Raw genomic sequence first — 14,045 nt, 5'->3', positions numbered from 1 at the left:
ATGAAATATAAATTATTAGCAGCAGGCGTACTAGCCTTCCTGTCGGCAACTACGTTGAGCGCGCAGGAACAGGAACAAGGAGGACAGGATAAAAGTTTATACATTAAAGGGAATGCTTTATTTGCTCCGATAGGGATTTTAAACCTTGGAATAGAAAAACAGATCAGTCCAAAATATACCCTTCAGGGAGATGTTTTCATTTCACCATGGAAATCTTTCGGAGGGCATAAACTACAGTTTTACTCTATTTCTGCAGAAGGAAGATATTACTTTACTGAGGCTTTCAAACATTGGTATGTAGGTGCTAACGTATCCGTAGCTGCTTACAATGCCACAAAATGGAATTATTGGAATGATGACACCTTTGAAAACTGGAATGGAGAAATCCTTACTAATTCCAATCTGTACCAGAAAGGATTTTCTGTGATGCTGGGTGTTACAGCAGGGTATCAATTTCAATTATCTGAGCGTTGGAATCTGGACATTTATGGAACAATCGGAACATCACAAGGATTTTATAAAGGCTATGACAAATCTACAGGAAAACGTTATGATTCTGCAGAAAAGTTTAATAAAAGCGGTGAAATCATCCCATACAGAGGTGGTGTCATGATTTCTTATAAATTAAAATAATACAATGAAACCATTCGGAAGAAATCATATCATCATTTCAGTGATCACTTTTGTGATCCTCTTTTTAATGAACTATATCGGAAACGATCTGCCTGATAAATTACAAAGGGCATTAATGACGGCTTTTGCAGGAGTTGTGGGGTTAACTGTGGGACTCTTTATATTAAATAAGGGCAAAAATGATAAAAATCCGCCCCAAAATTTTGATTAATTAGTCTTCATATACTACATATCTGGTTCTGATCTTTTCGAAACTTTCCAGATCTTTTTTCCATGAATCTTTAATTTCCGGAATTGATTTTCCTGCGATAATTTGTTTTCTCAATTCATCAGTTCCGGATAAAGTATCAAACCATAGATTTTTCAGAAAGAAATCCTGCTGGGGATTTTTATAGTTTTGATAGGCTTTGATTACCCACTCAAGGTTAAGTTCTCTTAGATCTTTAGGATAATTGGATAGGTTTTCTCCATAGCATAATTTCCCGTTCAGAAAGGGATCTTTAGCACCATAGCTCGGCTTTGGCGTAAACTGATAAGGCAGATTTTCCGTCCATGGAGAGCCATAAATCTGGAAAGGAAGATCTGTTCCTCTTCCTACAGAAACCTGAGTACCTTCAAAGAAGCATAGACTCGGATATAAATTAATGGCTTTGTCATTAGGCAAATTAGGAGAAGGTTTATCAAGAATCTGATAACGCTGTTTTTTATGATAATTCTTCATCGGAACAAGCGTATATTTAGCCTGAACTTCATTTTTAAGCCATTTCTCCCCATTCACCATCTTTCCATACTCTCCTATTGTCAGTCCATATACTACGGGAACTTCATGAAGTCCAACAAAACTTGTCCATTTTTTTCTTAAGACAGGTCCGTCAGTATATCCGTCATGTGGATTGGGGCGATCCAATACCATGATCTCCACATTATTTTCAGCTCCGGCTTCCATCAGGTAAGACAAAGTGGAAATATAGGTGTAAAACCTCACTCCGACATCCTGAATATCAAAAACAACGATGTCAATTCCTGAAAGTTGCTCCGGTTTTGGCTTTTTATTATTTCCATATAAAGAAACAATTGGAATTCCTGTTTTCACATCTACTCCATTTTTCACTTTTGCACCTGCATCTGCATCTCCTCTGAAGCCATGTTCAGGAGCGAAAATAGACTTGATTTTAATTCCGTTTTTTACAAGAAAATCAACCAAATGGGTTTTATCACTCATTAGACCTGTCTGATTAGTCACCACTCCTATCGTTTTATTTTTTAACAGTGGCAAGTAGATTTCAGGTTGGTCTGCACCGGTTTTAAAATCCGATTGAACTTGAGTCTGAGAATAATATTGGTTGAATACTCCTAAAAAAATTAGGCAAATCAGAAGTAAATTTTTAATTTTGAAATCTAAATTCATAAGCTTGAAATTTCCTTTATATTTCTCTAGAAAAATAGCATTTTCCAAAGATAACAAAAATAACCTTTCAAGGGTTATCATCTTCATTGGCAGGCTTTCCGTAGCATTGGGAATTATTGTTTCCTTAATTACTGTAGCCACTGGTTTTGGTTCTAAAAAAGCTATCAAGGAGAGGCTGGCTGATTTCAGCGGACATATTACCGTAAGATCTACACGATCGAATTCTTCATACAATACTTCTGTACTGGATAATCAGGGACTGAATATTGCCAAAATAAAAGAACTTCCCGATGTGGAAAGTACTCAAAAATATGTGACGGTAACCGGAATTATGCGTAATGAGCACAATTTCGCAGGCATTATATTTAAGGGAATAGGAAAAGATTTTGACAGTTTAAGATTTAAAAAATTCCTTATTGCCGGAACAACACCAAAAGTAACGGAAAAAGGATTTAACAATGATGTAGCTATTTCCCAGAAAGTCGCCAAAGATCTTCATCTTAAAGTAAATGACAGCATTGTTACTGTATTTTTAAAAGCAGATCAAAAACCACTTTACCGTAAATTCAGAGTTATTGGAATTTATAGAACTGATATCAAGCTAATTGACGAACAATTTGTTATCGGAGGAATCAACCATGCAAGAAAAATTCAGGATATGAAACCTGATGAAATTGGTGGAATTGATATTTTCCTTAAGAATGTGAATGATATCGACAAAGATTTTCCCGAAATTGAAAAACTGATCGGTTATAAAAACTATGCTGAAAAAGCGACAGAAAAATTTCCACAGATTACAGACTGGATCAGTATTTTTGATACCAATATTGCTTTGATCATTATTATCATGCTGATTGTAGTGGTTATCAATATCATTATGGTTCTTCTGATTCTTATTATTGAACGAACCAATTCTATTGGTCTTCTGAAAACATTAGGAGCAAGCAATTCACAGATAAGAGCCACTTTCATCAATTATACCCTGATTATTATGATCCCGGGACTTTTGTATGGAAATGCTATCGGATTAGGACTGATTTTAATCCAGAAATTCTTTGGAATCATCAAACTTAATCCTGAAAACTATTATGTAAGTACAGTTCCGGTAGACCTTAATCCGATTGCGATCATCTCTATCTCAGTAGGAATTCTTATTATCTCAGGACTGGCTTTGATTATTCCCAGCTACCTGATCAGTAAAATTTCCCCAGTGAAGGCGATTAAGTACAATTAACACAATAATTGATAATTGATAATTGATAATTGATAATTGATAATTGAAAGTTATCAGTTGTATTTCAGTTGATTTTGGCGTTATCCACAACTTATCCACACGTTATCCACAGCACAGATAATTTTAAAAGCCTTATCTTTGTGCCGCTTATAAAACATTTATGAAATACGCAAAAAATATCCTTGAAACGATAGGTAACACACCGCTGGTAAAGCTTAACAAAGTATTAGGTGAAGATTTTCCGGCATTAGTATTAGCAAAAGTAGAGACCTTCAATCCTGGAAACTCAGTAAAGGACAGAATGGCTCTTAAAATGATAGAAGATGCTGAAAAAGACGGCAGATTAAAACCTGGAGGAACTATTATCGAAGGAACTTCCGGAAATACAGGAATGGGACTGGCACTGGCTGCCATCATCAAAGGGTACAAATGTATCTTTGTAACCAATTCGAAACAGTCAAAAGAAAAATGTGATATTCTTCGTGCTGTAGGTGCTGAAGTAATTGTTTGCCCTACTGATGTAAAACCTACCGACCCACGTTCTTATTATTCAGTTTCCAAAAGACTGGCAAAAGAAACGGAAAACGGATGGTATGTAAACCAATATGACAACTTATCTAACAGAGCTGCTCATTACGAGTCTACCGCTCCGGAAATCTGGGAACAGACAGAAGGAAAACTGACTCATTTTGTAGTAGGAGCCGGAACAGGAGGTACTATCACTGGATGTGGAACATTCTTCAAAGAAAAAAATGCTGACATCAAAGTAATTGGAGTGGACACTTATGGTTCTATTCTGAAGGAATTTCATGAGACAGGTGAACTTCATTATGATCACGCTTACACTTATATCACAGAAGGAATCGGGGAAGATATCATTCCTGAAAATTATGATATGTCTGTAATTGATCATTTTGAAAAAGTAACCGATAAAGACGGTGCAATCTATGCAAGAAAACTGGCTAAAGAAGAAGGTATTTTCTGTGGATACTCTGCAGGAAGTGCAATTGCATCTTTGATTCAGATGAAAGATCAGTTCACAAAAGATGATGTAATTGTAGTTTTACTTCATGACCATGGTTCAAGATATGTAGGAAAAATCTACAATGACGAGTGGATGAAGGAAATGGGCTGGTTGGAAGAGAACAAATAAGTTAACTTGTACATAATAAAAAACGGAGCAAAATAATTTTGCTCCGTTTTTTTTATTAATCGATTTTAATTTTCTCTTTCAATGTATTCTTGAGAAAACTGTATTCTTTCTCATTCATTGATTTTCTGGGAAACATATAACTGTATTTTCCTTCAACAGAAATAAATTCATGAGTGCTGTCAAAATATTCAAAATCTTTCCATTCGCTGGTTTCTTTTTCCCCATCGATATTCACTGTGAAAAAGTTATTATCAAATCTTATCTCGTATACTTTACATCTTTCAAGCGTGCTCAGATAATGATTCACCTGTTTTTTCCATCTTGAAACTTTATTAACGCTTACGGATAAAAAAACAGCACAAAGCAAAAATATAAAACTCAGGAAGTATAAAACACCTGCATTTTCTTTACTCATCAAGTCTTTTAATAGAAAAACGATGAAAACAATCACTGCAGCAGCTATGGTAACGATAGTTTTACTTTTCGTAGTAGGTGAAAAAAGCAGGCTTCCCTGATTACCGCTAAAATAAATATCTTCAAAAATCTTCCTGTCCGGTTTTAGTGTAATCACCTTTTCTTCATTCATAATTATAGAGTTTGCTTTAAAAAGCTACAAAACTAAACTAAATATCTTCATATTGATCACTTATAGCAGAAAGTTTATTCATCAGTTCTCTGTTTCTGCGGTTCAGAGCATCCAGTTTTTTCAACATATTATGAATCACTTCAAGGCCGGGTAGATTAATTTCAAGATCATAATGCCAGTTGGCAAATTTTTCCAGATCGGGCAGATCTTCATACATCAGATAATGAATATTGTTTTCAATCTGAATATTCAGCAGCCCATAATCTACAAGCTCATCAAAAAAAGTGATTTCTATATTATAGATTTTTACGAGTTCTTCCCGTGATATTCTTTCACTCATGGCTTAGGAATTTTTTAGTTGTTCAAAAAGTTCTTTCTGCTTTTCGGTAAGGTTAGTTGGCAGTTTCACTTCATAGGTTACAAAAAGATCACCGTGTTCTCCTTCTTTTTTATAAACAGGAAAACCTTTTCCTTTAAGCCTTACTGTCATTCCGGTTTGGGTTTCCGGTTTCACTTTAAGGTTTACACTTCCATTGAGAGTATGTACTTTTACTTCGCCTCCTAAAACGGCTGTGTACAGATCAATAGTCACTTTGGTTTTCAGATCGTCACCTATTCTTTCAAAATCCGGATCAGCAGGAATATTGAAGGTGATATATAAATCTCCGTTTGGCCCACCGTTTACTCCGGGGTTTCCATGTCCTTTTAATTTAATCTGCTGTCCGTCATACACCCCTGCAGGAATGGTGATTCTTACTTTCTTTCCATTGATTTCAAAAGTTTGCGGATGAGTTGTTGCGGCGTCTCTTAAATTGAGATTCAACTCGGCAGTTATATCCTGTCCTTTGAATTTACCGGAAGCTCTTCCTCTCGAACTTTTACCAAATCCACCGCCTGCACCGCCAAACATATCCTGGAAGAAATCTGAGAAATCTTCACCTCCACCAAAGTCTGCCCCGGAGTATCCTCCGTTATAACTACTTTGCTGTTGATACTGTCTTTGCTGTTGTTGTTGGGCTTTTTCGTATTCTTCGCCGTGCTTCCAGTTTTCTCCGTACTTGTCATATTTTGATCTGTTTTCCGGATTACTCAGAACTTCATTCGCTTCATTCAGTTCTTTGAATTTCTTTTCTGCTTCTTTGTCTCCGGGATTGAGATCGGGATGATGTTTTCTAGCCAATTTTCGGTAGGCTTTTTTGATATCATCCTGTGTTGCGCTTTTATCTACGCCTAAAATTTTATAGTAATCTATATAAGCCATAGAAATGAGGTTTACCCAAATTTATGAATTTTAGGTCTGAAAATTGTATAACAGAATGTTAAAAATAAACCTATCTTTGATAAAAAGCCATACATGAAAGATGTATTGAAAAACTACTCCGGAATCATATTTTTACTTTTGGGAATCACTATTGGAAGCATCATCGGAATTGTTGCACCTGGTATTGTGGAATACATTAAACCTTTGGGAGATATTTTCCTTAATCTTCTTTTTGTGAGTGTAGTTCCTTTGGTATTTTTTGCCGTTTCCAACTCTATTGCTTCTCTGGAGCAGCAATCAAAATTCGGTAAGATCATTCTTGTGATGGCACTTACCTTTCTGTTCTTTATTCTTACCGCAGCAGTGTTTACGATATGTGCAGTATATCTTTTCCCTGTTTCCGGGGTCTCAGGAAGTTCTGAGATGATTACTGAAGCGGCCAATGAGGATACATGGGGCAACAGGATTGTAAGTTTCTTTACTGTGGGAGAATTCACGGAGCTTTTCTCAAGAAGGAATATGTTGGCTCTTTTGGTATTTGCTTTTCTGACAGGGTTTGCAGCCCGAAAAACAGGAGAAAAAGGACAACCTTTCAGAGTTTTTATTGCTTCAGGATATGAAGTAATGAAAGAGCTTCTTTTGCTGGTGATGAAGCTTGCCCCTATTGGTCTGGGAGCCTACTTTGCGTATCAGGTAGCGACTTTAGGACCACAACTTTTTGGATTTTATGCTAAACCTTTAGGGTTATATTATATTGCAGGAGTTATTTATTTCCTGGTGTTCTTTTCTATCTATGCATTCATGGCGAATGGACAAAAAGGAGTCAAAAGTTTTTGGACAAATGCGATCTACCCTACTTTGACTGCAATAAGTACATGCAGTAGTTTTGCAACAATGCCTGCTAATTTACAAGCCGCTTCCAAAATCGGGATTCCGAATTCTATTGCCAATCTGGTGATTCCTATCGGGACTACTTTGCATAAAAACGGATCTTCGATGTCTTCGATTATCAAGATCTATGTGGCATTCTTAATTATTGGAAAAGATTTTTTTGATCCTGCCAACCTGCTTTTAGCTTTAGGAATTACAGTCTTTGTGAGCATTGTTGCCGGTGGTATTCCTAATGGCGGATATATTGGGGAAATGCTGATGATTTCTGTTTATAAACTTCCTCAGGAAGCTATTCCTGCCGTGATGATCATCGGGACTTTGGTAGATCCTCTGGCAACTGTTCTGAATGCTGTAGGAGATATCGTTGCCGCTATGTTTGTCAACCGGTTTGTGAAAGTCTGACTGTAGTTTAACCATTTTCTTTTAACCCATGAACTCATTTTTTAAAAGCATTGGCTTATACAACAGCCTCATTATTGATCTCAATATCAATAGTGCAGAACTTGTACAGAGATTAATGAAAGTCACTTATAAAACCAATACCACTTTCATATCATTAGAAAAAGACAGTACCATTCCTACTCGGTTTGAATATCGGGGAATGATCGATGCAAACAGTTTTACAATCAAAAGAAGAGGAAGGCTGTTTGATATGAACAGAAGTAATCCTGTGTTTCATGGAACGATTTCTGATAAAAATGGGATATCATCTGTAGCGATAGAATTTTTTCCATCAGGATTTCAGATTTTGAATTGGTTTTTTATTCTGTGTTTTTGCTTTTTAATAGGATTCGTCAGTATTACAGGAGATCAACAAGGTCTTATTGTCGGGGCAGTCGCATTCACAATAGCAATCACTCAATATTTTATCTTAAAAAGAGGAATTTCGAGAGGGAAATATGAATTTGAAAGAGAGCTTATTTATATTGCTCAAAAGCCTTGATTCTTTACCAACATCACTTGATTTCATAGCTCCTATTCACTACGTTTCACAGGCTCCAGATTTTCGTATTCTTCAGGTGTGAAAAGCCTGTAATGAACTTTAAACGTCTTACCCAAGGGAGTTTCCAGTGAAAATCCACCAGGTCCGAAACCATCTGTTATATCCAGAGTAAAATGTGAATATTTCCAGTATTCAAAAAGGTCCCGGTCTATCCAGAATTCATGTCCGTTAATAGTACCGATCATGGCATCATTCATTCTGGGAAAAAATCCTCCTTTTTCGAAGCATTGTGGCTGGGTTCCTTCACAACATCCTCCTGCCTGATAAAACATCAGAGGACCATATTGTTCTTCCAGCCTGTTAATTACTTCAAGAGCCTGTTCCGTGGCGGAAAGTCTTGATATTTTTGTTTCCATTGTTTTTATTTTGGTTTAATGCAAACCTTATATTGATAAAAGATCCCGGTAAAGTAAATTCTAACCGGGATCAGCAACACATCATCAAATTAATTTGAGCCGGCAATATCTAAAACGATTCTGCCGTCAATTTGTCCTTTTTTCATTTTATCAAAAACATCATTGATATCTTCTAATTTTGCGGAAGTGACTGTAGCTTTTACCAATCCTTCATTGGCAAAATCCAGTGCTTCCTGCATATCTTTTCTTGTTCCTACAATGGAACCTCTTACGGTAATTCTTTTCAGAACGGTTTCAAAAATAGGAAGTTCGAAAGATCCGGGAGGAAGTCCATTGAGAGCAATTGTTCCTTTTCTTCTTAAAACATCTATTCCCTGCTTGAAAGCAATAGGTGAAACGGCAGTAATCAAAGCACCGTGCATTCCGCCAACTTCTTTATGTAAATATTCTCCGGGATCTGTGTTTTTCGCATTGACGACAAGGTCTGCTCCTAATTTTTTTGCGAGCTCAAGCTTATCGTCTGCTACATCAATAGCGGCTACATGCATTCCCATTGCTTTTGCATATTGAACAGCTACATGCCCCAGTCCTCCGATTCCTGAAATGGCTACCCATTCTCCAGGTTTTGTTTCTGTTTCTTTCAATCCTTTATAAACTGTGACTCCGGCACATAAAATAGGTGCTATTTCAAGAAAGTTAACATCGGATTTTAAATGTCCTACATATCTTGAATCTGCAATAACGTATTCTGCAAATCCGCCATCTACACTGTAACCTCCATTTTTCTGGGCTTCACAAAGGGTTTCCCATCCTGTAATACAATAATCGCAGCATCCACATGCACTGTACAGCCATGGAACTCCTACTGCATCTCCTTCTTTTACAAAAGCTTCGGGTCCGCAGGCTACTACGATACCTACTCCTTCATGTCCCGGGATAAGAGGCATTTTGGGTTTTGCAGGCCAATCGCCATCTACCGCATGTAAATCTGTGTGGCAAACTCCGCAGGCGATGACTTTAACAAGCACTTCATATCTTCCGGGTTCTCTTACAGGTACTTCTTCTATTTTCAAAGGTTGACCGTAGCCCTGAACTACTGCCGCTTTCATTGTTTTTGGAATCATATCTTATTTTTTGGATTGAGTTATTTGGGGTTATTTGTTTTTATCTCCACGTTTGAACAGACAATTTCTCTGCGTGAGGGATAGGAAGGGCGGCGAGGAACGAGCCGGTGCGGAATGCAATGGAGCACCGAAACGAAGTGCAGCCCTGGATAGCCCGACCGATTTGCCCTGGACAACGCCAAGGCAAGCGGGCACGTCCTAAATAATATTAAAAGAAACCTAGCTTATTCTTGTTATAAGAAATCAGCATGTTTTTGGTTTGACGGTAATGATCAAGCATCATTTTATGGTTTTCTCTTCCGATTCCAGACTGCTTGTACCCTCCGAAAGGTGCTCCGGCCGGATAAGAGTGATATTGGTTTACCCATACTCTTCCTGCTTCAATCTGGCGTGGAATGTTGTACAACTGGTGAGCATCTCTGGTCCATACTCCTGCTCCAAGACCGTAGATGGTATCATTGGCAATTTTTACGGCTTCTTCCTCATCTTTGAAAGTGGTAAATGCCAGCACCGGACCGAAAATTTCTTCCTGGAAGATTCTCATTCTGTTGTTTCCTTTGAAGATCGTAGGCTGGATGTAGTATCCGCCTTCAAGATCTTCTCCCAGGTCGTTTACCGCTCCTCCTACAAGCACTTCTGCTCCTTCATCTATTCCCAACTGAATATAGGAAAGGATTTTATCTTTCTGAATCTGTGAAGCCTGTGCTCCCATCATCACAGTTTTATCCAGTGGATTTCCAACTTTGATGGCTTTTACTCTTTCGATTACTCTTTCGATAAAGGCATCAGCTATACCTTCCTGAACAAGAAGTCTTGAAGGACATGTACAGATTTCTCCCTGATTCAGGGCAAAAAGCACGGCTCCTTCTATTGCTTTATCTAAAAATTCATCATCAGCATCCATCACCGAATTGAAAAACACGTTCGGTGATTTACCTCCCAATTCCAGCGTAACCGGAATGATGTTTTCTGTAGCGTATTGCATTACAAGTCTTCCTGTAGCGGTAGAACCGGTAAATGCTGCTTTTGCTACTTTCGGATTGGTCACGAGAGCTCTTCCAAGTTCTGCTCCGAATCCGTTGACAATATTAATAACTCCTGCCGGTAAAAGGTCACCGATCAATTCCATTAAAACCATAATGGAAACAGGGGTACTTTCTGCCGGTTTCAACACGACGCAGTTTCCTGCTGCCAATGCGGGAGCCAGTTTCCAAACAGCCATTAATATTGGGAAATTCCATGGAATGATCTGTGCAATGACTCCAAGAGGTTCATGAACGATTAAGGAAACAGTATCTTTATCCAATTCGTTATGCGATCCTTCATCAGCACGGATCACCGAAGCAAAGTATCTGAAATGATCAATGGCTAAAGGTAAATCTGCTGCCAATGTTTCTCTTACAGCCTTTCCGTTATCTATTGTTTCTACTGTAGCCAGATATTCTAAGTTCTGTTCTATTCTGTCTGCGATTTTATTCAGAATGATGCTTCTTTCTGTGGAGGAAGTATTCTTCCATGTCTGAAATGCTTTTTCAGCTGCATCTACCGCTAGCTCCAAATCTTCTTTGGACGAATGTGGTACCTGAGTAAATTTTTTCCCATCAACCGGAGAAACTACGTCAAAATACTGTCCTTTAACAGGTGGAGTGAATTTTCCGTCAATATAGTTATCGTATCTGTTTTTAAACTCCGGACGCTGTAAAAGTGTCGTTGATCTTGGTTCTGTAATAGTGCTCATATTAGTATTGTTTTTATTTTTTCGATACTACCAAATTACACTGAGAAGCCAAAAAGAGTATAGCACAATCGTATAAAAAAAGTGGAAAATAGTGCAAGGGGTTCAATTTTAGTATTTTATTAACAGCAACGTAGCGCCAAATTTTCTATATTTGAGTTACCTCCGATTCAAAAAATTTTAGAAATGAATAACAATAGTAAGATTTTATTAAATACTCCTGAATTACGTAAGGAAAACCAACTATTGAGTCTTGTTGAAAACCAGACGAAATTCAATCTAAATAATTGTGAGTTCAGTATTTATGAGACTCATAAGGCGGCTTTTGATGTAAAACTTCATTTCGAAAATATTGCATTTACAGCGATGCTGAGAGGTAAAAAACATATGAAACTGGATAAGAAAACCAGTTATTTTGATTATTATCCGGGGGAAAGTATTCTGGTAGCACCGGGAGAAACGATGGTGATAGATTTTCCTGAAGCAGATGAAACGCCTACACAGTGTATTTCTTTAAGTCTTAATCCTGATTTCATTGAGAATTCTCTCAATTATCTGAATTATCACCTTCCAAAGGTGGATGAAACTTCACAATGGAATATTCAGCTGGATGAGTATTTTCTGTTTAATAATAAAGCGCTGGCTTCTGCTACCAACAATATCATGAGAATTGCGATGGATGATAATTCGCAAAAGGATATCATGGCAGATTTTGCATTGAAAGAACTTCTGATCAGATTGATGCAGACTCAGGCAAGGAGTATGGTGGAAAAAAACATTGTTAAAAATAAATCGAGAATTGGATTTGTAGTGGATTATATTAAAAGAAATCTGCATCAGAAACTATCTATTGACAGTATCGCCAAACTGGCTTATGTAAGCAAGTCTAATTTCTTTAAAATGTTCAAAGATGAGCTGGGAACTTCCCCTAATGATTTTATTTTACAGGAAAGAATCAACAGGGCGAAAGAACTTCTTTCCAGCCAAATCAGTATTAAGGAAACTGCCTTTCAGACGGGATTTTCAGATACCAACTATTTTACAAGGGTATTTAAGCAACTGGAAGGAGTCACTCCGAAAAGTTATCAGGATCGTATGGTCATGAGATAACTTATTTATAAAATATCAATAAAAAAGAGCCCTATTGAATAGGGCTCTTCATTTATATTATTAAAAATTAAATTTTAATTATTAATACTGATCATTCTGCTTAATGTTCGGGTTTGCCTGAATAGCAGAAATAGGAATTGGCCACTGCCACTTGAAGCTTCCCGCTGCAAGAGTCTGTGCAACAGCAGGGGTACCTGTACCGTCAAAAAGATCTCCTTTACCTGATCTCTGAACAGGAAGGTTTAATCTCTTCAATGTATACCATCTGTCATTTTCAAATGCAAGCTCCAATCTTCTTTCTTTCAGGATAGCATCTAAAAGAGCCTGTCCTGTCTCTGTACCAGGAGTAAATACAGTATATCTTTCAGCTCTCAATTTATTTAAAAGAACTAAAGCCTGTGCACCATTACCTGTTCTGTAATATGCTTCAGCAACGTTTAGCAACACTTCTGCTCCTCTTAAATATCTTACAGGAACGATATTAGATGGTAAACCAGTAATACCTGAGTATTTGGTAACGTGATTATACTTTTGTTTACTATATACATCCGTAGTAAAATAAGCAGATTTCCTAACATCATTTGACGTATAAGCTGTATATAAATCGTAATCTACAACAAACTCTGATCTTAATGCTGGAACAGATTGATTGTAAGCAACACCTACTGTGTTTTGCTCAGCTGCAGAATTCGATACCTGGAATAAAACACCATCATTAATATCGCCTTCTTTTTCTTTCCAAATCTTATAAAAATTAGATTTCAGAGTAATACTTGAAGAAATCCCCAATGCCAGTTCACCATATTTGATGGTATTAGCATAGTCTCCTCTGTAAAGGTTTACTCTTGACAATAATCCATAGATGGCAGCTTTGCTCAATCTTCCTTTATCCAAATCATTTTGAGTAATATTATCGGCAGCAAATAATAAATCTGCTATCACTTTATCATATACCTGATCAACGGTAAGATTTCTGGATGAAGTATTATTTAGAGGAGAATAGGTCTCTGAATAATAAATTCCGATTGTATTCTTAGCACCTGCAGATTGAGTTGGAATTTGGGAATATGCTCTTACAATATCAAAATGAGCTATTGCTCTTAATGCTCTTGCTTCAGCTTCCAAATTTGTTTTCTGTGTTCCAGATAATACTCCGTTATTGATATATTTCAAAACAAAGTTAGCTCTGCTGATCACAAGATAAGCAGCAGTATACAATCCTGTTGTCTGTGAATTATCTGATGAGAATTCGAAGTTTGATGCTGCAAAGTTGGTATTTCTACCTGTAGTAGCACGAACAAGGTTATCAGTGGTAAGATCACCCATGATAAGTTGGTTTCCTACATCACTAGTATAATACCCAGATCCTTTAAGAGCTGTATAGGCACCATCCATAGCCTGTCTGAAGGTCTCAGGTCTGGTCATTGCCTGCTCCTGATCTTCATTGATTGACGAGATTTGATCTAGATTTCTGTCGCAAGACGTTAACGTAACAAAGGCAGTTAACGCAGCTAAACTTATTTTTATTATATTCTTTTTCATAAAGCTATT

15 protein-coding genes are annotated in these 14,045 nt (G+C 37.2%); 7 read left to right on the top strand and 8 right to left on the bottom strand.

What is annotated here, in order from left to right; translation table 11 throughout:
- Both ACMA47_RS07460 and ACMA47_RS07455 read left to right on the top strand, forming a co-directional pair.
- Entirely contained in the window at positions 1-633 is a 633-nt protein-coding gene (locus ACMA47_RS07460; RefSeq protein WP_413929294.1) for a DUF3575 domain-containing protein, read from the top strand.
- Between the two features lie 4 nt (positions 634-637).
- Positions 638-844 (top strand): hypothetical protein, encoded by a 207-nt coding sequence (locus tag ACMA47_RS07455; RefSeq protein ID WP_105701723.1) that lies wholly within the window; start codon positions 638-640, stop codon positions 842-844.
- Here ACMA47_RS07455 and ACMA47_RS07450 read toward each other — a convergent pair whose 3' ends face one another.
- Positions 845-2,041 (bottom strand): exo-beta-N-acetylmuramidase NamZ domain-containing protein, encoded by a 1,197-nt coding sequence (locus ACMA47_RS07450; RefSeq protein ID WP_413929293.1) that lies wholly within the window; start codon positions 2,039-2,041, stop codon positions 845-847. It lies immediately after the preceding gene.
- 4 nt (positions 2,042-2,045) lie between these two features.
- Here ACMA47_RS07450 and ACMA47_RS07445 point away from each other — a divergent pair, with 4 nt between their 5' ends.
- Positions 2,046-3,275, top strand: coding sequence for an ABC transporter permease (locus tag ACMA47_RS07445; RefSeq protein ID WP_079242766.1), 1,230 nt, complete (start codon positions 2,046-2,048; stop codon positions 3,273-3,275).
- 160 nt (positions 3,276-3,435) lie between these two features.
- Positions 3,436-4,428 carry a PLP-dependent cysteine synthase family protein gene (locus tag ACMA47_RS07440; protein ID WP_413929292.1) on the top strand — a complete coding sequence of 331 codons (993 nt, stop codon included), beginning with the start codon at positions 3,436-3,438 and terminating at the stop codon, positions 4,426-4,428.
- Between the two features lie 55 nt (positions 4,429-4,483).
- Here ACMA47_RS07440 and ACMA47_RS07435 read toward each other — a convergent pair whose 3' ends face one another.
- From ACMA47_RS07435 to ACMA47_RS07425, 3 genes are read right to left on the bottom strand one after another with little or no spacing between them, the layout of a single operon-like run.
- Positions 4,484-5,014, bottom strand: coding sequence for a hypothetical protein (locus tag ACMA47_RS07435; protein ID WP_413929291.1), 531 nt, complete (start codon positions 5,012-5,014; stop codon positions 4,484-4,486).
- Positions 5,015-5,051: 37 nt separating this feature from the next.
- Positions 5,052-5,354, bottom strand: coding sequence for a chaperone modulator CbpM (locus tag ACMA47_RS07430; RefSeq protein ID WP_079242769.1), 303 nt, complete (start codon positions 5,352-5,354; stop codon positions 5,052-5,054).
- A gap of 3 nt (positions 5,355-5,357) precedes the next feature.
- Positions 5,358-6,275 (bottom strand): DnaJ C-terminal domain-containing protein, encoded by a 918-nt coding sequence (locus ACMA47_RS07425; protein ID WP_413929290.1) that lies wholly within the window; start codon positions 6,273-6,275, stop codon positions 5,358-5,360.
- A gap of 93 nt (positions 6,276-6,368) precedes the next feature.
- Here ACMA47_RS07425 and ACMA47_RS07420 point away from each other — a divergent pair, with 93 nt between their 5' ends.
- Both ACMA47_RS07420 and ACMA47_RS07415 read left to right on the top strand, forming a co-directional pair.
- Positions 6,369-7,568 (top strand): dicarboxylate/amino acid:cation symporter, encoded by a 1,200-nt coding sequence (locus tag ACMA47_RS07420; protein ID WP_407847069.1) that lies wholly within the window; start codon positions 6,369-6,371, stop codon positions 7,566-7,568.
- A gap of 28 nt (positions 7,569-7,596) precedes the next feature.
- Positions 7,597-8,109, top strand: coding sequence for a hypothetical protein (locus tag ACMA47_RS07415; protein ID WP_413929289.1), 513 nt, complete (start codon positions 7,597-7,599; stop codon positions 8,107-8,109).
- Between the two features lie 32 nt (positions 8,110-8,141).
- Here ACMA47_RS07415 and ACMA47_RS07410 read toward each other — a convergent pair whose 3' ends face one another.
- The 3 genes from ACMA47_RS07410 to ACMA47_RS07400 all read right to left on the bottom strand — a co-directional run bounded on the left by ACMA47_RS07410 (position 8,142) and on the right by ACMA47_RS07400 (position 11,387).
- The gene (locus tag ACMA47_RS07410; protein ID WP_413929288.1) at positions 8,142-8,525 is read right to left on the bottom strand and encodes a DUF779 domain-containing protein; all 384 of its coding nucleotides are present in this window, start codon (positions 8,523-8,525) and stop codon (positions 8,142-8,144) included.
- A gap of 89 nt (positions 8,526-8,614) precedes the next feature.
- Complete coding sequence (adhP, locus tag ACMA47_RS07405; RefSeq protein ID WP_129039221.1) at positions 8,615-9,649, bottom strand: alcohol dehydrogenase AdhP; 1,035 nt, start codon at positions 9,647-9,649, stop codon at positions 8,615-8,617.
- A gap of 208 nt (positions 9,650-9,857) precedes the next feature.
- The gene (locus ACMA47_RS07400; protein ID WP_413929287.1) at positions 9,858-11,387 is read right to left on the bottom strand and encodes an aldehyde dehydrogenase family protein; all 1,530 of its coding nucleotides are present in this window, start codon (positions 11,385-11,387) and stop codon (positions 9,858-9,860) included.
- 183 nt (positions 11,388-11,570) lie between these two features.
- On the opposite strand from ACMA47_RS07400, the gene ACMA47_RS07395 reads away from it, so the two are divergent.
- Positions 11,571-12,494, top strand: a complete 924-nt coding sequence (locus tag ACMA47_RS07395; RefSeq protein ID WP_413929286.1) for a helix-turn-helix domain-containing protein — start codon at positions 11,571-11,573, stop codon at positions 12,492-12,494.
- A gap of 81 nt (positions 12,495-12,575) precedes the next feature.
- Here the strand turns inward: ACMA47_RS07395 and ACMA47_RS07390 are convergent, their stop codons facing one another.
- Positions 12,576-14,036, bottom strand: coding sequence for a RagB/SusD family nutrient uptake outer membrane protein (locus ACMA47_RS07390; protein ID WP_413929285.1), 1,461 nt, complete (start codon positions 14,034-14,036; stop codon positions 12,576-12,578).
- Positions 14,037-14,045 lie beyond the last annotated feature (9 nt).

The organism is Chryseobacterium sp. T20, assembly GCF_047345655.1.
Taxonomy (GTDB): Bacteria; Bacteroidota; Bacteroidia; order Flavobacteriales; family Weeksellaceae; genus Chryseobacterium.
The sequence above is the reverse complement of the archived record's forward strand: the minus strand, read 5'-3'. Positions and strand labels throughout refer to the sequence as shown.